The organism is Janthinobacterium sp. YR213, assembly GCF_900099875.1.
Lineage (GTDB): Bacteria > Pseudomonadota > Gammaproteobacteria > Burkholderiales > Burkholderiaceae_D > Janthinobacterium > Janthinobacterium lividum.
The window spans coordinates 207,001-226,746 of sequence record NZ_FNDA01000008.1; the positions used below are offsets into that span (position 1 = coordinate 207,001).

The window sequence follows — 19,746 nt, forward strand, 5'->3', positions numbered from 1 at the left end:
GGAAGCGATGAAAATGTTGATCGCTGCCGTACTGTGCTGTCTGCCCTTGCTGGCTCAAGCAGAGGAAAAGCTGCCGCGCGACGTGGCGCAGTTCATTGAGCATGCGCAAATGTGCGAACACTTTGCCGGCGAATGGGATGACAACGACAAGGCGCGCCAGCGCGAGATCACGCAAGCCGTCGCCAGCTCATGCGGCCAGGCGCAGCGGCAGTGGAAACGGCTGTCCGCCAAGTATGCAGGGCAGGCGACGCTGCAAAAAATCATTGCCGATAATGCCAATGACGCGGTGCGCAGTTTCCGGAAATAGCGGCTGCCCTGACTTGTGGCAGCTCAGCTCTTCTTGTGCTTGGCCTGCTCTTCCCTGAATTTCTGGAACGTTTCGATATGCTCTGCGCGGCGCAGCACGCGAGAGTGCGGGTCGAGCGTGTACGTGGCGTCAGCCGGCAGGGGCAGTTCGCCAAAGCCCAGCGACATGGAAACGGTATGGATTTCCTTGCCGATACGTACTTCCACCGGCATCGGGAAGGCGATGTCGGCAGGTGTCTTCCATAGCAGGCGCAGGGTGTCGCCGTCACGCACGGCGGACAGTTCCGGCAGCGCGGCCTGGTACAGATAGGCCTGGAAGAACCAGTCGTAATTGCTGCCCGTGACTTTGTTGACGATGGCCATGAACTCCGTCGTGCTGCCATAGCGCGGCTGGAACTGGCCCGGCTGCGGCTGTTCCGTGCCGTAGACGAGCAGGCGCACGGCGCGGAAGAACGCGTCGTCGCCGATCAGGCCGCGCAAGGTGTGCAGCACCAGCGCCCCTTTCACATAAATGTCGCCGCCCGGCCCGCCCTTTTTCAGGTCGTAGACTTCTTCCTCGCTTTTAGGCTTGCCCGAGACCATGGGAGCCTTGTTGACGATGCCGGCGCGCATTTGCTGCAACGAAGCAAAATACTCCTGTTCTCCCCGCAGATATTGCATGTACAGCGGCTGCATATACGTGCCGAAGCCTTCGTGCAGCCACATATCGTCCCAGTTGCTGTTGGTCAGCTGGTTGCCGAACCATTCATGCGCGAATTCATGTTGCAGCAGTTCATCGTAGCCATAGCTGGTCTTGGCGAATTTGTTGCCATAGGCATTGATGGTCTGGTGTTCCATACCCTTGTGCGGCGTTTCGGCGATACCGACTTTTTCATCGCCAAATGGGTAGGGGCCGATGACGCTTTCAAAAAAATCTAGCATGGGCGGCAATTCCGCGAACAGGGCGCCCGCCTTCGCCTCGCTTTCCGGCAAGTACCAGAACTGCAGGGGGATGCGGTTGCCGTAGCGGCTCGCATACTCGCCCTGCAGGCTGCGGTAGGGCGCCACGTTGAGGGCGATGCCATACGTGCTCGGGTGTTTGGCGCGCCAGTGCCAGGTGCGCCAGCCGTCGGCCTCATCCATGCCAAGCGCGATGCCGTTGCCGGCCGCCACCAGCGGCGCCGGTACCTGGATGTGCTGGTCGATCAGCTGGGCCTTGCCCATTGGATGGTCGATGCAGGGCCAGAACAGGTCGCAGCCCTCGCCCTGCACGGCGCTGGCGATCCACGGCGCGCCATCGGCCGTGCTCGACCATACCATGCCGCCATCCCACGGCGCTTTCACGGCGACGTGCGGCACGCCGTGGTAGACGATGCGGATGGTGGTGCGCGCGCCTGCCGCGAGGGTGGCCGGCAAGGTCATGCTCAGCCGCCCGTCCGGGTTGACATAGTCTTGCGGCCGCAGCGGCTTGCCGTCGATTTCGATGGCATCGACCGGCAGGTTGCGGTCCAGGTCCAGCGCGAAACGCGAGATCGGCTGCGTGGCCAGGAAGGTCAGGCGCGCGTCGCCGGCGATGCTGCGGCTGGCCGGGTCGATGCGCAAGGTCAGGTCGGCGTGTTCGAACACCACCGCCAATTGCTCCGGCGTGCGTTCGGCGCCCGAATTGAGGGTGTAGGCAGTGGGCGCGCGCGTGGCGCAGGCGCTGAGCAGCAGGCAGGAGAGTAGCAGAGGGATGTGTTTCATGGCGAGCGCGCAAGTGAACGGAACACTGATTGTAGTGTGAAGTGACAACGTTGTCGTTTGGAAATTTCAAAGTGCCGATGGGGCAAGCGTGGCCGCCGTTGAGAAATGTCATGGGCTTCAAACTGTGCTGACGTAATCTTGCTGAGCGGCCTTGAAGTGCCGCTAGGAAAGGAAGCGCCATGGACAGCAAACAGCCGGACGTCGTGGAACGCGAGGGAGAGGTGCTGGCGGCATTGCCCGCCATGCCGGAATTGATCGCTACCTTGCCGCCAAAAGGCGCGTGCTGGTATTGCGACAAGCCGCTCGACGCCGTGCGCCGCTTTTGCGGCAAGAGTTGCGGCATGGCTTACGCGGAAGAGGCGCAATACCACCGTTGAGCGTGGGGACTAGCGGCGCCGCAGCAGTGCCGCCAGCGCGCCGTCGAAATCGAACTCGTGCGCGGCGGCTGCCACTTCCTGATAGACGTTGACGCCCAGGCTGGCCGCCAGCAGGCTGGCCGAGTTTTCCAGGATGTCGATGGCCGCCCCGTCGCCTTCGCGCAGATGGCTGGCCAGGCGCGCCAGCAGCAGCTGTATGGCGGGCGCGGCCGGATCGGGCGCCACGTCCTGCGCCGCCGTGTGGGTTGCCTCCGGCGTGCCCAGCATGCTGCTGACCGCGCCCAGCAATTGATCCTGCGCCAGTTCCAGCTGCAGCATTTGCCGGGCCAGGTCGGGCGCTTGCGCACGCAGTGCCGACTCCAGCGTTTCGGCCAGGCCATGCACGTGGCGCGCACCGATCATGCCGGCGGCGCCCTTCAAGGTATGCGCCTTCAGGCGCGCGGAGGCATAGTTGCCCGTGTCGAATTCGGCGCGGATCTGGCACGGCGTGGTGCCGTGGTCATGCAGGAAGCGGCGCAGGATTTTCAGGTACAGGATGCGGTCGCCCATGATGCGGCCCAGTCCGTTCTCGACATCGAGAATGCGGACCATGTCGGATGCCGCAACGGCGGCATCATCATCGCAAGTGGCGTGTGGTTTCAGCATGCTGTGCAGAGCGCCCGAAAACTTGTCAATTGCCGTAAAGCAGGAACAGCTATTCTACATCCAGTCGTACCCGACGCTGCGCCCGCTTGGCAGTCGGCAATATCGCTAGCGTGTCGTGAATGACCAGCTCTGCGTGACGTCCGCACCATTGACTTTGCCGATGAAACTCACGTCATAGGCCGTGTTCGCCAGCAGCGGCGCCAGCGGGATGATGGACGCGGCCGAGATTGGTGTATGTGCATCATTGCCGCTGGTGAGCAGGCGCACCGTCAAGTCCGCGGCGGCACCGCGCTGGCGCACGCTGAACGCCGTCACGCTGACGGTCGTGCCGTAGTTGGCATGCACGCTGATCGGGTAGCCGACCACGTCCTGGTTCGGCACGGGATCGGGTGCTTCGTTATCGCTGGAAAAACTGACGGCTACCTTTTGCTGGCCGCCGAATGGGTAGGTGACGATTTTCCCTGCTGCCAGCCCGGAGCCATAGCTGCGGTTACCGGCCAGGTCGGTGGTGAAATACGCATAGCCGGCGCCACTGACGGCCGCGCCCGCGCCCCCTTCCTTGAAGAGGGGCTCGAAAATGACGAAGCGGTGATAAATGGCCGTGACCAGTTCCTCGGCCAGGTAAAAGCCGGACGTATTGCTGGCGCCGGCGATGACTTCGCCCTGCAGCGACGTGACGACGTAGCCGGCCTTGGCCAGGCGGTCGCCCAGTTTGACGCCGGTAAAGCCGGGCTTGCCCTGCACTTGCTCGTGCGCCACTGTATTGTTGAGATTCAAGTAGTTGGAATGGCCCAGGGCCGCGCTGTCGATCAAGCCATTGCGCACCATTGGCGACAGGCCGATCTGGCTGCGCCGGTAGTTGAACCAGTTGAAGCCATCGGTGGCAATATTGTTGCTGAGGACGGGAGCACCGGGCTCCTGTGTCAGCTGCCCGGCCGGGGTCGAGGTGCTCAGCGACGTCTTGTCGCCGCTATCGCCGCCACCACAGGCGCTCAGCAGGGCTGCGCTCAGCAGGGCGGGTATCCAGTATTTCCAACGCAGTGACGAGACAATCAAGTTGACTCCTGTATAGGTAGGCGGACAGCGGTAAGCCAACGTGCTGCCCTGTAAAACGATTCTAAGGCATTTTTATATGCCGTAGAGCATCCATGACAAGATATGTCGCGCGCTCGTGCGCGGACGGTGCCGCAGCTGCGCAGGGTAGAATGAGCATAGTGCAGCGTTTGCCGCTGCGTAGCCTCATTACCGATTTCTTTGATTGCCCACAAATTTGAACACATTGCCCAAGTCGCGCCTGCAGCGCGCCAAGTACGCCTTGCCCAGCATGGTGACTTTGCTTTCGATAGCCTGCGGTTTTGCCAGCATCGTCATTTCCGTCGATAACGCGACTGTCGGCGACGCCGATGCCTACCGCCTGGCCGCCGCCTTGCTGGTGCTGGCCGGCGTGTTCGATGCGCTCGACGGCTATGTCGCGCGCCTGACGAACACCAGTTCGCAGTTTGGCGTGCAGCTCGATTCCATCGCCGACGTGATGAATTTCGGCTGCGCCCCGGCCGTCCTGTTGTACTGCTATGGTTTTGTGCAGATGGGCGTGCACGATCCGCTGCTGCTGCGCTTTGGCGGCATGGCCAGCTTCTTCTTTGTCGCGTGTGGCGCCATGCGCCTGGCGCGTTTCAATGTGAACGTGGGGCGTACCGATCCCCTGTATTTCGTCGGCATGCCGATCACGGCCGGGGCCGCTTGCGTGGCGGCCGTGGTGGTGGCCTGGCCGGCGCCCATCGATTCCATGCTGCACAGCTATCTGCTGATGCTGCTGCTGGTGGGCGTGGGCAGCTTGATGGTGTCGACCTTGCGTTTCCCCAGCTCCAAGCAAAAGAAAAGCCTGGCCGCGCTGCTGGTGCTGATCGTCGCCACCGCCCTGCTGGTGTGGCTGAAGACCAGCTTCTTCGCGCTGTTCTTCGCCGTCTACATCGCCGCCACCCTGCTGCTCAACCTGGCGTGGTATCTGGGCTGGCGCGGTATTGCGCTGCCGCAGGTATTCAACGACCCTGACGAGATCGACTAGAACGCCTAACAACCTACTGCGCGTCGCGATTTGCGGCCTGCGATGCTCACTGACTCGGCGTCCCCGTGCATTCGCACAGCTGCGCTTCTTTGGCCAACGGGGGCGCCGAGCCTCACTGCCGCTCGCTACGGTTGTTAGACCTTCTAAGTATTAAGCCACCTCGTGCCCGCGCGCGGCGCGCAGGATGGCGAACCAGTCGCTGCGGCTGAGCGTGAACTGCGTGCCTTCCACGGCCACGCCCACGGCTTCGATGCGGCCCGTGCCCGTCAGCGGCAGGGGACGGCATGGCAGTTGCATGATCCAGGCAAACACCACGCTGGCAAACGGACGCTGCAGCTGGTCGGCGATCTGCTTGATGACATTGCGCAAATTCTCCACATTCGCGTCGCCGCCCTGGAACAGGCGGCCGCCCGCCAGCGGCGACCAGATCATCGGCGCCACCCCCACATCCTGCAAGCCGTCGAAGGTTTCATCGAACAGGGGCGCCACGTGCAGCGGTGAAAATTCTACCTGGTTCGTCACCAGCGGAAAGCGCCGGTGCAGGCACTCGAACTGGTGGCGGCTGAAATTCGATACGCCAAAGTGCAAGACCTTGCCCGCCTGCTGCAGCTGGGTGAAGGCGCCGGCGATCTCGTCAAAATCCATCAGGGGGTCGGGACGGTGGATCAGCAGCAAGTCCAGGCGGTCCGTGTGCAACTGGCGCAAGGTGTGTTCCACGGAACTGGTGATGTGTGCCGCGCTCGTGTCGTAATGCTGGATGGCGTGGCCGGGCCGGTGCGGCGACAGCAGCTTGATGCCGCATTTGCTGACCAGTTCCATCTTGTCGCGCAAGCCTGGCTGCAGGGCCAGCGCTTCGCCGAACAGGCCTTCGGCGCTGTAATCGCCATAGATATCGGCATGGTCGAAACTGGTCACGCCCAGCGCCAGGCATTGCTCGATGAAGGCCAGGCGCTGCTGCGCCGACATATTCCACTCGCCGATGCGCCACATGCCGGCGACGATGCGCGACAGTTCGGGACCGTTGCTGCTTAAACGGCTGCGCGGCGCTTGCAGGCTGGCGGGAAATACATGGCTCATGGGCTGGCTTTCTGATGGTGGCGAAGAAGGTGATGCCCCGATTATATCCAGTGCTACAGCATGCTGCGGATAAAGCGGCAGCAACGTTCCTGCAGGGCAGCGTCGAGCTGGCCGCCCAGTTGCATCTGGTACACCAGTGCCGATTGCAGCATGAAGGCAAACAGGCGCAGGTCGAGGTCGGCGCGCACGCCGATGTTGACCAGGCGCTGCACCACCAGGGTGATCCACGGCGCGACGATCTGCTCGCGGAAGCGCAGCTGCGCCGCCGCATCATTGTGGATCAGCACCAGGAGATCGCAGGTGAAGCGGCCGTCGGCGTTCAGGTTGTCGAAGATGCGCGCGCAGATCGCCTCGATTTCCTGGCCGTCCGGCATGTCGAGCGCGCGCTGCAGCTTTTCCGCCGTGCGCTTGACGAGCGCGTCAAGCAGCATGTCTTCGCGGCGCGGCCAGCGCCGGTAGATCGTCTGGCGCCCCACGCCGGCCACGTCGGCCACCATCTGTATCGTCACGGCGTCGAGCCCATGCTGGCGCACCAGCATGACGATCGCCTCCAGTACCGCATCTTCCACGCCCGCCTTGCGCGGGCGGCCACGCACCGCTGCCTCTTTTTTGATCACGTCGAACCTGTCTCTGAATGTTTCTTTTAATTATGGTACGATGCGCACCGTAAATGCAAAGCAACTGCTTGTCAATCATGTTGGTCAATTAACCGGCAGGTTGATGCAGCGCGCCGCGATACTCCAGTCATCTCTACGTGAAACCTGCAATCTCAGCGGCGCGTGCCCGCATTTTCTTTCTGACTCCCACATCCATCACTGTGGCGGCTCGTGCCGCCTGAGGAAAACCTATGAAAATCATCGGGATTTCGCCCCACCGGCGTAACTTCCTGCGCAAGGCCGTCGGCGCCGCGCCTGCCGTGGCCTTGCTGGCCGGCGCCGGCGGCGGCCTGGCCATGGCTGTCTCCAAGGATCAGCCTGCCTACAAACCGCGCTTTTTTGACGCCACCGAATGGGCCACATTGAGCGCACTGGTCGACCGGCTGATCCCGGCCGATGGCGAAGGGCCGGGCGCGCTGGAATCGGGCGCGCATGAATTCATCGACTTGCAGATGAACACGCCGTACGCGTATGGCGCGCTGTGGTACATGCAGGGGCCGTTCGTGCCCTCGATCGAACAGTTCGGCTACCAGTTCCACATGGCGCCGCGCGAGCTGTACAAGAGCGCCCTGGCCGGCGTCAATGCAGCCGTCAATAAACAGTCCGGCAAGCCTTTCGTGCAGCTGAACGCGGCCGAGCGCGATGCCGTCATCACGCAATTGCAAAAGGGCACCCTGGACATCGGCGCAGTGCCGGCCAAGGTCTTCTTCAACCAGTTGCTGCAAAACACGCGCGAAGGCTACTTTTGCGACCCCGTCCACGGTGGCAACAAGGACATGCTGGCCTGGAAGATGGTGGGATTCCCCGGCGCGCGCGCCGATTACATGGATTGGGTGGAGCAATACGGCAAGAAATACCCGCTGCCCCCTGTTTCTATCGCATAAGACTTTTTGTAGCAGATCAAAGAAAAAGAAAAACCATCATGAGTGATATCAAACCAGATGTAAAAATGAAGCCTGTCGATGCCGTGATTGTCGGCTTTGGCTGGACCGGCGCCATCATGGCCAAGGAAATGACGGAAGCGGGCTTGAACGTGGTCGCGCTGGAACGCGGCGAGTACCGCGACACCTATCCCGACGGCGCCTATCCGAAGACCCTCGACGAGCTGACCTACATCCAGCGCAGCAAGCTGTTCCAGGATATGTCGAAGAGCACGTTCACCTTCCGCCACAGCATCACGGGCGTGGCTGTGCCGTACCGCCAGATCGGCGCCTTCAAGCCCGGCACGGGCGTGGGCGGTGCGGGTCTGCACTGGTCGGGCATGCACTGGCGCGTCCTGCCGGAAGAGCTGCAGATCCGCAGCTACTACGAACGCCGCTACGGCAAGAAATTCATCCCCGAAGGCATGACGATCCAGGACTTCGGCGTGACCTACGCCGAGCTGGAGCCGCACTTCGATTTCGTGGAAAAAGTCTTCGGCACCTCGGGCCAGGCGTATAAGGTCAACGGCATCGTCGTCGGCGACGGCAATGTGTTCGAGGGCGACCGCTCCGACAACTACGCGCTGGCGCCGCAAAAAGTGCCGTACACGGCCGAACTGTTCCGCCGCGCGGCCAAGGCCGTCGGTTATCACCCGTTCGTCAACGCTTCGTCGAACGCGTCAGGCCCGTACACGAACCCGTATGGCTGCCAGATGGGACCGTGCAATTTCTGCGGTTTCTGCTCCGGTTACGCCTGCTACAACTATTCCAAGGCGTCGCCCAACGTCAACATCATGCCGGCCCTGCGCATGGTCTCCAATTTTGAATTGCGCGCCAATTGCAACGTCGTGCGCATCAATCTCGACGGCAGCAAGAAACGCGCTACCGGCGTGACCTACATCAATGCGGACGGCAAGGCCGTCGAGCAGCCGGCCGACCTGGTCATCGCCAGCGCCTTTGCCTACAACAACGCGCATCTGTTTTTGCTCTCCGGCATCGGCAAGCCGTATGACCCCGTCAGCAATGAAGGCGTGGTGGGGCGCAATATCGCCTACCAGATGATGTCCACCATCCAGACCTTCTTCAAGGAAGACACGAACACCAACCCCTTCATCGGCGCTGGCGGCACGGGCGTCGCCCTCGATGACTGGAATGGCGACAATTTCGACCATGGCCCGCTGGGCTTTGTCGGCGGCTCGCCCGCCTGGTGCAACCCGGCCGGCTCTAAGCCCATCTCGGGCATCGCCACGCCGGACGGCACGCCCGCCTGGGGTTCTGCCTGGAAAAAAGCCGTCAAGAAGAGCTATTTGAACACGGTCTCCTTCGACTGCCACGGCGCCAACATGACGTATCGCGACTGCTATGTCGACCTCGACCCGACCTACACGGACAAGTATGGCCAGCAATTGCTGCGCTTTACCTTCGACTGGAAGGAAAACGACATCAAGATGAGCCGTTTCGTCACCGACAAGATGATGAAGGTGGCCGAGGCCATGAATCCGGAAGCGATCAAGGTGTCCGTCAAGAGCGTGGGCGACCACCTGGACTTGCGCAACTACCAGACTACCCACTGGGCGGGCGGCACGGCCATGGGCGCGGATCGCAAGACCAGCGTCGTCAACCGCTACCTTCAGAGCTGGGACGTGCACAACGTGTTTGCCGTCGGTTCCAGCGTGTTCCCGGTCGGTATCGGCTACAACCCGACGGGCCTCGCTTGCGCGCTGACCTACTGGTCGGCCAAGGCCATCCGCGAGCAATACCTGAAAGATCCCCGTCCCCTGGTCGCCTGATAAAGAACAAGAAGATGAACAACACATTCACCCATACCGTGGGCGCGCTGTTGCTGGCGCTCGCCTCCAGTACCCCCAGCATCGCCTGGTCTGCCACCACGGCCGCTGCCACCACCCCGAACGCCCAGTTGATACGCCAGGGCGAATACCTGGCCCGCGCCGGCGACTGCATCGCCTGCCATACGGCCGGCACCAAGGGCCAGCCGTTCGCGGGCGGCCTGGGCATGGAAACGCCGATCGGCAAGGTGTATTCCACCAACATCACGCCCGACAAGAAGGCCGGCATTGGCGACTGGAGCTTTGCCGATTTCGACAAGCTGATGCGCACTGGCGTGACCAAGCGCGGCTACACCGTGTATCCGGCCATGCCGTACCCGTCGTACTCGCGCCTGAGCGAGGCGGATATGCAGGCTCTGTACGCCTACTTCATGCATGGCGTGAAGGCGGACCCGACGCCGAACAAGGCGGCCGATATCCCGTGGCCGCTGTCGATGCGTTTCCCCTTGACCATCTGGCGCTGGGCGTTTGCCCCCACGCCGCAGCCCTACAAGGCGCCAGCCACGGGCGATGCGCAATTGCTGCGCGGCGCCTACCTGGTGCAGGGCCTGGGCCACTGCGGCGCCTGCCACACGGCGCGCGGCGTGGGCATGCAGGAAAAATCGCTGACGGACGAGGGTAATACCACCTTCCTGGCCGGCGGCGGCGTCATCGACGGCTGGTCCGTGCCCTCGCTGCGCAATGAGCATGGCGGCGGCCTGGCGCGCTGGAGCGCGGCGGAGATCGCCGAATTCCTGAAAACGGGCCGCAACAGCCATACGGCATCGTTTGGCGCCATGAACGATGTGGTGGCCCATTCCATGCAGCACATGACGGATGGCGACCTGGCGGCGATGGCGAAATACCTGAAGTCCCTGCCGCCGTCGAATCCAGCCACGCCGGCCTTCGTGGCCGATGACAAGCTGGGCAAGCAATTGTTCAGCGGTATCGTCAATTCCAAGGGCGCGCAGCTGTACCTGGACCGCTGCGCCGGCTGCCACCGCTCCGACGGCAAGGGTTACGACAAGGCCTTCCCTGCGCTGGCCGGCAATGCCGTGCTGCAGACGAACGATCCCACATCGGCCATCAATATCGTCCTGTCGGGTGGTGCCGTGCCGGCCACGCGCACGGCGCCGTCGGCGCTGACGATGGCGCCGTATGCCGACATTTTTAATGACGAGCAGACTGCCCAGGTGGTGACCTTCATCCAGACCAGCTGGGGCAACCGCGGCACACCGGTGACGGCGGCGCAGGTGGCCAAGGTGCGCAAGGTATCCGTGCCGGTGGAAGCGTCGCAGACGGAAGCGACGTTTGCGGCAGGCCGCCACGGCACCTTTCCGCCCGTGGCGCGCAAGCCACACCTGAAGGATGCGCCGGCGAAGTAAAGTCTACGGACGAAAAAAATGCCCGCAGCATCTGCGGGCATTTTTTATGGGAGTGCTAACTGCTTATTTCATCCACAGGCGCATCGAATCCCAGGCGCGGCCGAAGATCGTGGCCTGGTTGATGGTTTCCAGCGCCACGACAGGCAGTTCCAGCAGGACCTTGTCGTCGACCATCATTTTCAGTTTGCCGACAGGGGCGTTTTCAGCCAATGGCGCGACCAGCGGGTCCTTGCGTTCCAGCACCGGTTTCATCTTGGCAGCCGTGCCTTTTGGTACGGTGACGAGCACATCGCGGGCGAAACCGATTTTCACGGTGCCTTTCGAGCCCTTCCACACTTCCGGCGTGGCCACGGCCTGGCCCTTCGAGTACAGCTTGACCGTATCGAAGTTCTGGAAGCCCCAGTTCAGCAGCTTCTGGCTTTCCTGCGTGCGGGCCTGGTCCGACGAGGTGCCCAGCACCACGGAGATCAGGCGGCGCTCGCCGGTGCCGCCTGGACGGCGGGCCGACGCGATCATGCAATAGCCGGCCGCTTCCGTATGGCCCGTCTTCATGCCATCGACGGTTGGGTCCAGCCACAGCAGGCGGTTGCGGTTAGGCTGTGTAATCTTGTTGTACGTAAAACTCTTGATGGAATCGATTTTGTAGAATTCCGGGTAATCGGCGATCACGCGCTTGGCCAGCACGGACAGGTCTTGCGCCGTGGAATAGTTATCGGGGCTAGGCAAGCCATGCGGATTGGCAAAACGCGTGTTTTTCAAGCCCATGCGTTGCGCTTCGCGGTTCATCAGCACGACGAACGTGCCTTCATCGCCAGCAACGGCTTCAGCCAGCGCCACGGCGGCGTCGTTACCCGATTGAATCATCAGGCCGTGCAGCAAGTCGTCGATCGAGACGGGGGTGGCCGGGTCGATGAACATCTTCGAGCTGCTCGAATCGACTTTCCAGGCGCGCACGGACACGTTCACTTTTTGGTCCAGTGCCAGTTTCTTTTCGCGGATGGCGGCAAACGTCAGGTAAGCCGTCATGATCTTGGTCAACGATGCCGGCTCGATGCGCGCGTCCGGATCTTGCGACGCAATGATCTGGCCACTGGTGGCGTCAAGCAACAGCCAGGACTTGGCGGCGATGGTCGGGGCTGGAACGCTCTGGGCGTAGGCGGCGGAAAAGAAAAATACACTGGAGGCCAGTGCCGCTAAAAGTTTTTTCATGGGGCTGGTCTGCGAGAAAAAGATGAAGGCTGAGGGCCATGCTGTTGCTACCTGCATGGCCGCGTGGAAAAAACGGATCAATTATAGCCGTGGAGGCGCTAGTAAGCCCACACTTCAATGATCATCTGCTGCGATTGCGGGTTTGTCACCATGCCACAGGGCAATCACGAGGTTCTTGATGTGGTTGAGCTTGCGGTGGAAAAAGTGGTCGGCGCCGGGGATCACGATCACGGGAATGTCTTGTGGACGGGCCCAGTCGAAGACGGCGGACAGGGGAATCGTGTCGTCCAGTTCGCCGTGGATCAAGATGGTGTCGGCGGGAATATCAGCCATGGCCCACTTGCCGGCCGCGCTGCCGATCAGCGCCAGGCGCTCGGCGGGTGTGCCGGCGGCAGCCAGGCGCTCCTGCAGTTTCGATTGCACGAAGGTGCCGAACGAGAAACCGGACAAGGCCACGGGCAAGCCCGGGTACAGGCTGCGCATGTGTTCATACAGCAATTGCATGTCGTCCGTCTCTCCCGCGCCATGGTCATGCACGCCTTCGGAAGCGCCCACGCCGCGGAAGTTGATGCGCGCTACCACGTAACCGAGGGCGACAAACGCGCGCGCCAGGGTTTGCGTGACCTTGTTATCCATCGTGCCGCCGTACAGCGGATGCGGATGGGCAACGAGGGCGATGCCGCGCGGAGTGTCTGCCGGGAAATCGAGCAAGCCTTCCATGCTGCCTGCATGGCCGGCGAGGGTAAATTTTTCCGAGTTTCTGTTCATGATGCTCATACTGGTGGGTATCTCTTAAATTGGCATTAAATCTTGAGGCGTTCGACAATTTTTCCGCCCACCAGGTGCGTATCGATGATTTCATCGATATCGCTGGTGTCGACGTAGGTGTACCAGGTCGCTTCCGGGTAGATCACCAGCAGCGGGCCTTCTTCGCAGCGGTCCATGCAGCCGGCCTGGTTGATGCGGATCTTGCCCGCGCCATTCATGTCGAGTTCCTTGATACGGCGCTTGCAATGCTTTTGGGCCGCTTCCGCGCCATGGTCGCCGCAGCTGTTGCGGCCGTCTTCACGTTTATTCATGCAGAAAAAAACGTGGCGTTCAAAATACGGTGCGTCGCTCATACTATTCTCCTGCTGATTCATCAATGCGCCATGATAACGCTTATGGGTGGTCTTCGCGACGCTGGCGCTGCACGTCCTCCTGCCGGTTCAGGCGGTGCGAGGGCAGGCACAGGAACCACAGGGCCATGAAGGGCCACAGCAAGGCGAGGAATTGCGCCGCGCCATTGAAGTTCAGGAACTTGCCTTGCACCCAGCCTTGCAAGGTTGACATGAAGTACGGGTTGATCGGCGTCGTATTCACCATCACCAGACTCAGCAGCAAGGTGGCGGCCGCGATGCGGCGCTGCGCCACGTGCGGCGCGAACGCCAGGCCGCCCAGCATGATCAGGCCGATCAGGAAACCGCCCTGGGCGCCCGGCGTGATCCAGACGAAGGCGTTTTCGGGCGAAAACAGCAGCGCGCTGGCCATCGAGCGCACGGTCAGGGCGGCGGCGATGAGGATCAGCATCAGCACGGTGCGGGGCGCCGCGCGGCGCAGCAGGCACAGCAAGGTAAGCACGGCCCCCGTCATGCCGCACGCCGTGATGATGGTTTCCGAAAGCCAATATTGCTCGACAGTTAAGATCACGTCGGGACGCAGATACGTGGCCAGGTCGATCTCCATGCCCGCCAGGCGCGACAGCCAGTCCGACAGGATGGGCAGCAGCTGGCCCAGGCCGAACAGATAGCCTTGCGGATAGATCTGCGCCAGCGGCCACAGGGCTACCAGCACCAGGCCCTGGCTGGCATGCTGGGCAAACCAGCGCTGGCGCAAGCGGTACAAATGGCTATGGTCGAGCAGCTTGCGCGCCGTCAGGGCGCCGATGATGGAACCGATGCAGCAGCCGGCCGAATTCGTATAAAAGTCCAGATTCGACGATACGCGGCTGGGTAAATAGGTTTGCACGGCTTCCATGCTGCCGGAAATCAACATGCCGCACAGGCTGGCGACGATGACGGCAAAGAAACCCGTGATGCGTGGAAACAGTGAATACACGATCAAGGCGCCCAGCGGGATGTAGCCGACGACATTGATGCCCACGTCAAAGCCCGTCCAGTAGCGGGGCATGCGCGTGTTTTCCAGGAACGTCAGCGGCGACAGGCCATTGCTGTGCCAACCCGTGAACGGAAACCAGCTTGCGTACACGATCAGGAAGACGTAGGCGAGCAGGGTCGCGCGCGACACGGGCGAGGAGCGGACGGGCGGCAGTGGTGCCGCCGGACTGGCGGGGGAAGCTGGCGCCGTCATTCTTTCGGGATGGTCAGCGTGCCCAGCCAGGTCAGCAGGTCGGCGGCGATGGCGTCCGAGGCCGCCGCCAGCGCCTGCGCGCCCCCTTGCGCGTCGGCGCTGCTGGCCGGGCCGCTGCGGCTGAAGGTTTTCTGGTCGATCAGGCGGTGGCCGCGGAACAGCGAGGCGCGCAGCGAGACGTGGCCGCTGCTCTGCGTCTGCGTATCGAAAGCTTGCGAAAAATCATCGACGTCGATGCGCAGCAGGGGCATGCCGGCGGCCGCGTCCGTGGTCGACAGCACTTTCACGCCGCTTTGCGCCACGCGCGTCTTCAGGCGCTGGCTCAGCAGTTGCAGCGGCGGCGTGTTCCAGCGGTTGTAGGCGTACGGGCGCGATTGCTGCGCATCGGCGTACAGCAAGCGGTAATACATGCGCTGGCTGTCCAGCCAGGATGGACCGTTGGCGTCGGCGATCACCAGCACGGGCACGGCTGGCGCCGCCGGCTGCGCGGTGGCCAGCGGCGCGGCCGGTCCGAAATCATAAAACGTGGGGACGGGGCCGCGGCTGGCGCAACCGCCCAGCAGGAATGCGGCGGCCAGGACGAGTGCGCTGAGATTGCGTGGGATAGGCATGCGGTGTTCTCCTTATTTGCCCGGTGCCGAAAAACCGGGCTCGCCCGGGCCGGGCGGGATGTCTGGGGCGCCGAACAAGATGCTCTGCGGCTGTTCATTGAGCGTGCTCATGGTGGTTTTCAGGGCGCGCATCGAGGAGCGCGCCTCGCCGCTCAGCTCGATTACCTGTGGCAAGACTTCCAGCGATACGCCATTGGCCACCGTTTCCACCGAGTTGCCGACCCGGTCGACCGTGCCATTGACCTTGTCGAGCACGCCGCCGGGCGCCTGGATATCGTTGCCCAGCTTTTTCCACGTGGCCGTCAAGTCCGACACGTTTTTGCCGGCCGTGCTGACGGCCGTCAGGGTTTGCCGCGTCTGTTCCGTCAGTTGCGGCAATTGCGTCAGGGTCGGCTCGAGCTGCTGCGGAATGGCGCCAAAGGCCTTGGCCGCCTTGCCCACTTCATTGAAGGCGCCCAGCATGGCCGCCTGGTTCTCGGGGCTGAGCAGGTTGTTGACCTTGTTGGTGATCTGCTCGGCCTGGTCGAGGATGCGTTTGCCGCGCTTTTCCAGCTGGTCGAGCAAGCCCGCGCGCAGGGGAATCAGCGACGGCTTGTCCTTGCTGGTGCCCAGCAGTTTCGAGCCCACCTGTTCATCGTCGAGCTGGATGTAGGCGATACCCGTCACGCCCTGGTAGCCGAGGGTGGCAAAGGTGGTGTTGGTGACGGGGGTATCGGGCGCCACGCTGATGTGCACGAGGATTTGCCCCGCCTTTTGCGTGTCGAAGTCGATGGCGTCGACCTTGCCCACTTCCAGGCCCCGGTAGCGCACGGTCGCCTGCGGGTTCAGGCCCGGCACGGACAGGGTGGTGGCGAGCAGGTAAGGCACCCGTTCCACGCGGTCGCGGTTGAACCAGACGCCGAACAGGATGGCGGCCACCAGCAGGGTGAGTGTAAAAAATCCCGTCATCAGGGCATGTGATCTGTTTTCCATTACTTCTCCGCTTTCTTGTCTGTGCCGGCGTCGTCGCCTGGCTGCGCCGCATTGCCCGCCGCCGCCTGTTTCTCATCGAGGACGGCCAGCGCGCGCTTGCCGCGGTCGCCGAGGAAAAATTGCTTGATGAACGGGTGGTCGACTTCGATCACCTCGCGCGTGGGGCCGATGGCGATCACGTGTTTTTCCGCCAGCACGGCGATGCGCGTGGACAGGGCGAACAAAGTGTCGAGGTCATGCGTGACCATCACCACTGTCAAGCCCAGTTCGCGGTGCAGCGACTGGATCAGGGCGACAAAACTTTCCGACAGGTCCGGGTCCAGGCCCGCCGTGGGTTCGTCGAGGAATAATAATTTCGGTTCCAGCGCCAGGGCGCGCGCCAGCGCCACGCGCTTGATCATGCCGCCCGACAAGTCCGAGGGCATTTTCAGCGCATGTTCCGGGCCCAGGCCCACCATGTTCATCTTTAATAGTACCGCGTCGTGCACCAGGGCTTCGGGCAGCACGCGCAATTCGCGCATGGGCTGGGCCACATTGTCGAACACGGTCAGGGCCGAATACAGGGCGCCTTGCTGGAACAGCATGCCCCAGTGGTTGCGCAACTGTTGCAGCTGGTCGGAACTTGCCTGGTTGATATCTTCGCCAAAGACTTTGACGCATCCCCGCGCCGGATGTTCCAGGCCCAGCATCTGGCGCAGCAGCACCGTCTTGCCCGTGCCGGAGCCGCCCACGATGGAAAGGATCTCGCCCCGTTCGATTTCCAGGTTCAAATCCTGGTGCACGACGGTGCGGCCGAACTTGGTCCACAGATTGGTGATGTCCACCACGGGCGCGTCGCCGTGCAGGTTGAACTGGCCTTCCTTGCCGGTGCCGCAAGCGATATTGGTGTCGTCCGTCATCAGTAGCCCACTCCATTGAAGACGATGGCGAACACGGCGTCGGCCAGGATCACGACCGTGATGGCCGTGACGACGGCGGTGGTGGTGCCGCGCCCCAGGCTTTCCGTGTTGGCCTTGATGCGCAGGCCGAAGTGGCACGAGACCAGCGCGATCAGCATGCCGAAGATGACGCCCTTGCCCAGGCCGATCATGTAGTTGGCCAGCGGCACGGCGTCGGGCAGCTTCTGGATGAAGTAGCGCGCCGACAGGTTCAGTTCCACCTTGGCCGCCACCATGCCGCCGATCAGTGCGGCCGTATCCGTCCAGATGACGAGCAGGGGCATGGAAATGGCCAGGGCCAGCACTTTCGGCATGATCAGGCGGAATCCGTGCGAAATGCCCATCACCAGCATGGCGTCGAGCTCTTCCGTGACGCGCATGACGCCCAGCTGGGCCGTGATGGACGAGCCCGAGCGGCCCGCGACGAGGATGGCGGCGAGCAGCGGCCCGAGTTCGCGGATGACGCTCATGCCCAGCAGGTTGACCAGGTAGATGTCGCCGCCAAAGGCGCGCAGCTGCTGCGCGGACAGATAGGACAGCACCACGCCGATCAGAAAGCCGACGAGGGCCGTGATGCCCAGCGCCTGGAAGCCCGCATGGAAGATATTGGCGGAAATTTCACGCCATGGCCCGCGCATCGGATGGCGCGCGAAGCGGCCGATATCCTGCGTCACCTGGCCCACGAGGGCAATAAAACCCTTCAAATGTTCGAAAAACAGCAGGATGGCCATGCCCAGTTTCATCACGGGCGTGAGGCGGTTGGCGCGCGAGGGCGGCGTTTCCAACGGCCCCGTTTCTTCGATGCGCCTGAAAAACTCTTCCTGCGACGGCGCCAGGGTCAGCTGCGCCGGACGCTGCTTGCCCCAGGCATTCCAGAACAGCTGGGCGCCGATATGGTCCATGCTGTCGATGGCCGACAGGTCCCATTGCGCCTTGGTATCGCCCTGCAAGGGCTTGAGCTGGGCATCGATGGCCTTGATGGCATTGTCATGCGCCAGCGCGTGCACCTGCCAGGTGCCGCTGGCAGTGACAAGGGCTCCCTGTTGGGAGCTGGTCTGGGAGAGGGTCAGTTTCGGCGATTGTACAGTCGGCATCGTGCCAGTTTAAGGGAGAATGGCGCAGACCGCCACCGCTGTTCAATCGCCAGCCTGTCAGGAAGCCAGATGGCGTGCCTGCCGCTGCGGCAGGGCCACGTCCGGGCGCACCTTGGCGCCGCTAGTACTCACTTCGCTTGGCTTGCCATGCGCGGCCGCCTGCGCGCCGCCCGCATAGTCGCTGGCCAGCAGGGCATTGGCCTCGACCGCGCTCATGCCGCGCGTCTGCAGCCATTGCGCCACCAGCTTGGCCAGGCGTTCCATGGCGATGCGGTGGGTGGCATCCGTGTGGGCGTACAGCCAGTTCGAAAAATCCATGAAGTTTTCAAACGGCGCATCACCGAGCATCCATTGCACCGTATTGGCGAAGCGGCCCGAGTTGGCCACCAGGTCCCAGTAGCGGGCGAAGCGCACGAGGCGCTGCATGCTCATGAAATCGAGCTGTTTATTCGCCAGGATGGTGTAGGGCGGGTGCGGATCGAACACCATGCCGTAGTTTTCCGTATGGCGGATGATGGGCGTGCCGCGCAGCCGCTTTAATATGCCGAACTGGATTTCATGCGGTTTCAAGGCCACCAGCTGGTTGAAGCCGGCCGCGAAACTCGCTTCATCCTCGCCCGGCAAGCCGGCGATCAAGTCCACGTGCAGGTGGGCGTTCGATTCCTCGCACAGCCAGCGGATGTTGTCGGCCGCCTTTTGATTGTCCTGCTTGCGGCTGACCAGCGATTGCACGTCCGGATTGAAGCTCTGGATGCCGATCTCGAACTGCAGCGCGCCGGGCGGGAACTTGCTGATGCCTTCTTTCAAGGCATCGGGCAAGTGGTCGGGCACCAGTTCGAAGTGGGCATAGATGGGATCGTCCGGGTTGGCCTCGATCTTGTCCAGAAAGAACTGCATGATCTTCAGGCTGGTCTTGATGTTCAGGTTGAAGGTGCGGTCGACGAACTTGAACAGGCGGGCGCCGCGCGCATGCAGGGATTCCATCTCGGCGAGGAAATTTTCCAGGGCGAAGGGCCAGGCCGTCTTGTCCAGCGCGGACAGGCAGAATTCGCACTTGAACGGACAGCCGCGCGATGCTTCCACGTAAATCGTGCGGTGGCGGATATCGTCGTCTGTATACAAGGAGTAGGGCAGTTGCAGTTCCGCCAGCGGGGCTTGCACGCCGGCATGGATCTTCATCAGCGGCTTCGGCCCGTTGAGGATCTCGCCGCACAGCTTGGGGAAGGTGACGTCGCCCCAGCCCGTGATCAGGTAGTCGGCCAGTTTGACGATCTCTTGCTCGCCCGCTTCATGCGACACTTCCGGCCCGCCCAGCACGATGATGACCTCGGGCGCCACGCGCTTGAGCATGGCTACCAGCTTGGTGGTTTCCTCGACGTTCCATATGTACACGCCAAAACCGATGATGCGCGGCTTGTTGACGAGGATGCGCTCGACCAGTTCCGTGGTTTTCGTGCCGATGACGAATTCCTGCAGCCGCGTCTGCGCCTGCAACGGCCCCATATTGGCCAGCAAATAGCGCAATCCCAGCGAGGCGTGGGTGTAGCGGGCGTTCAGGGTGGAGAGCAGGATGGTCATGGGAGGCGATGGAAAC

The 19,746-nt window shown here is 62.5% G+C and carries 20 protein-coding genes; 6 read left to right on the top strand and 14 right to left on the bottom strand.

Going from position 1 to position 19,746, the window contains the following annotated elements; translation table 11 throughout:
• Positions 1-7: 7 nt before the first annotated feature.
• The gene (locus tag BLT98_RS27360) at positions 8-307 is read left to right on the top strand and encodes a hypothetical protein (RefSeq protein WP_139179390.1); all 300 of its coding nucleotides are present in this window, start codon (positions 8-10) and stop codon (positions 305-307) included.
• A gap of 23 nt (positions 308-330) precedes the next feature.
• Here the strand turns inward: BLT98_RS27360 and BLT98_RS27365 are convergent, their stop codons facing one another.
• The gene (locus BLT98_RS27365; RefSeq protein WP_092613355.1) at positions 331-2,028 is read right to left on the bottom strand and encodes a M1 family metallopeptidase; all 1,698 of its coding nucleotides are present in this window, start codon (positions 2,026-2,028) and stop codon (positions 331-333) included.
• 179 nt (positions 2,029-2,207) lie between these two features.
• On the opposite strand from BLT98_RS27365, the gene BLT98_RS27370 reads away from it, so the two are divergent.
• Complete coding sequence (locus BLT98_RS27370) at positions 2,208-2,405, top strand: hypothetical protein (protein WP_034781317.1); 198 nt, start codon at positions 2,208-2,210, stop codon at positions 2,403-2,405.
• A 9-nt stretch (positions 2,406-2,414) separates the two neighbouring features.
• Here the strand turns inward: BLT98_RS27370 and BLT98_RS27375 are convergent, their stop codons facing one another.
• Both BLT98_RS27375 and BLT98_RS27380 read right to left on the bottom strand, forming a co-directional pair.
• The gene (locus tag BLT98_RS27375; protein WP_034781319.1) at positions 2,415-3,050 is read right to left on the bottom strand and encodes an Hpt domain-containing protein; all 636 of its coding nucleotides are present in this window, start codon (positions 3,048-3,050) and stop codon (positions 2,415-2,417) included.
• A gap of 105 nt (positions 3,051-3,155) precedes the next feature.
• Positions 3,156-4,106: a CAP domain-containing protein gene (locus BLT98_RS27380; RefSeq protein ID WP_348272753.1), complete on the bottom strand. Its 951-nt coding sequence runs from the start codon at positions 4,104-4,106 to the stop codon at positions 3,156-3,158.
• A 268-nt stretch (positions 4,107-4,374) separates the two neighbouring features.
• On the opposite strand from BLT98_RS27380, the gene pssA reads away from it, so the two are divergent.
• Positions 4,375-5,115 carry a CDP-diacylglycerol--serine O-phosphatidyltransferase gene (gene pssA / locus BLT98_RS27385; RefSeq protein WP_244517750.1) on the top strand — a complete coding sequence of 247 codons (741 nt, stop codon included), beginning with the start codon at positions 4,375-4,377 and terminating at the stop codon, positions 5,113-5,115.
• A gap of 150 nt (positions 5,116-5,265) precedes the next feature.
• Here pssA and BLT98_RS27390 read toward each other — a convergent pair whose 3' ends face one another.
• Positions 5,266-6,192, bottom strand: coding sequence for an aldo/keto reductase (locus BLT98_RS27390; protein WP_070258735.1), 927 nt, complete (start codon positions 6,190-6,192; stop codon positions 5,266-5,268).
• A 53-nt stretch (positions 6,193-6,245) separates the two neighbouring features.
• The gene (locus BLT98_RS27395) at positions 6,246-6,809 is read right to left on the bottom strand and encodes a TetR/AcrR family transcriptional regulator (protein WP_070258737.1); all 564 of its coding nucleotides are present in this window, start codon (positions 6,807-6,809) and stop codon (positions 6,246-6,248) included.
• Between the two features lie 230 nt (positions 6,810-7,039).
• Here BLT98_RS27395 and BLT98_RS27400 point away from each other — a divergent pair, with 230 nt between their 5' ends.
• From BLT98_RS27400 to BLT98_RS27410, 3 genes are read left to right on the top strand one after another with little or no spacing between them, the layout of a single operon-like run.
• Positions 7,040-7,732 carry a gluconate 2-dehydrogenase subunit 3 family protein gene (locus BLT98_RS27400; RefSeq protein ID WP_092613359.1) on the top strand — a complete coding sequence of 231 codons (693 nt, stop codon included), beginning with the start codon at positions 7,040-7,042 and terminating at the stop codon, positions 7,730-7,732.
• Between the two features lie 38 nt (positions 7,733-7,770).
• Positions 7,771-9,558 carry a GMC family oxidoreductase gene (locus BLT98_RS27405; RefSeq protein WP_244517746.1) on the top strand — a complete coding sequence of 596 codons (1,788 nt, stop codon included), beginning with the start codon at positions 7,771-7,773 and terminating at the stop codon, positions 9,556-9,558.
• Positions 9,559-9,572: 14 nt separating this feature from the next.
• Positions 9,573-10,979 carry a cytochrome c gene (locus BLT98_RS27410; RefSeq protein WP_092613363.1) on the top strand — a complete coding sequence of 469 codons (1,407 nt, stop codon included), beginning with the start codon at positions 9,573-9,575 and terminating at the stop codon, positions 10,977-10,979.
• Positions 10,980-11,042: 63 nt separating this feature from the next.
• Here BLT98_RS27410 and BLT98_RS27415 read toward each other — a convergent pair whose 3' ends face one another.
• The 9 genes from BLT98_RS27415 to BLT98_RS27455 all read right to left on the bottom strand — a co-directional run bounded on the left by BLT98_RS27415 (position 11,043) and on the right by BLT98_RS27455 (position 19,730).
• Positions 11,043-12,188: a D-alanyl-D-alanine carboxypeptidase family protein gene (locus tag BLT98_RS27415; protein WP_034754313.1), complete on the bottom strand. Its 1,146-nt coding sequence runs from the start codon at positions 12,186-12,188 to the stop codon at positions 11,043-11,045.
• Between the two features lie 114 nt (positions 12,189-12,302).
• The gene (locus tag BLT98_RS27420) at positions 12,303-12,956 is read right to left on the bottom strand and encodes an alpha/beta hydrolase (RefSeq protein ID WP_092613401.1); all 654 of its coding nucleotides are present in this window, start codon (positions 12,954-12,956) and stop codon (positions 12,303-12,305) included.
• A gap of 35 nt (positions 12,957-12,991) precedes the next feature.
• Positions 12,992-13,309, bottom strand: coding sequence for a (2Fe-2S) ferredoxin domain-containing protein (locus tag BLT98_RS27425; RefSeq protein WP_034781335.1), 318 nt, complete (start codon positions 13,307-13,309; stop codon positions 12,992-12,994).
• 40 nt (positions 13,310-13,349) lie between these two features.
• A complete protein-coding gene (locus BLT98_RS27430; protein WP_034781338.1) occupies positions 13,350-14,537 on the bottom strand; it encodes a VanZ family protein in 1,188 nt (395 codons plus the stop codon).
• Positions 14,534-15,148, bottom strand: coding sequence for an ABC-type transport auxiliary lipoprotein family protein (locus tag BLT98_RS27435; protein ID WP_092613365.1), 615 nt, complete (start codon positions 15,146-15,148; stop codon positions 14,534-14,536). The genes BLT98_RS27430 and BLT98_RS27435 overlap by 4 nt, the downstream gene beginning before the upstream one ends.
• A gap of 12 nt (positions 15,149-15,160) precedes the next feature.
• On the bottom strand, positions 15,161-16,120 hold the full coding sequence (locus tag BLT98_RS27440) for an MlaD family protein (protein ID WP_034781344.1): 960 nt from the start codon (positions 16,118-16,120) through the stop codon (positions 15,161-15,163).
• Complete coding sequence (locus tag BLT98_RS27445) at positions 16,120-17,019, bottom strand: ABC transporter ATP-binding protein (protein WP_092613367.1); 900 nt, start codon at positions 17,017-17,019, stop codon at positions 16,120-16,122. Before BLT98_RS27445 ends, BLT98_RS27440 begins: the two co-directional genes overlap by 1 nt.
• Complete coding sequence (locus BLT98_RS27450) at positions 17,019-18,152, bottom strand: MlaE family ABC transporter permease (RefSeq protein WP_034781349.1); 1,134 nt, start codon at positions 18,150-18,152, stop codon at positions 17,019-17,021. Before BLT98_RS27450 ends, BLT98_RS27445 begins: the two co-directional genes overlap by 1 nt.
• A gap of 57 nt (positions 18,153-18,209) precedes the next feature.
• The gene (locus BLT98_RS27455) at positions 18,210-19,730 is read right to left on the bottom strand and encodes a B12-binding domain-containing radical SAM protein (protein ID WP_092613369.1); all 1,521 of its coding nucleotides are present in this window, start codon (positions 19,728-19,730) and stop codon (positions 18,210-18,212) included.
• Positions 19,731-19,746 lie beyond the last annotated feature (16 nt).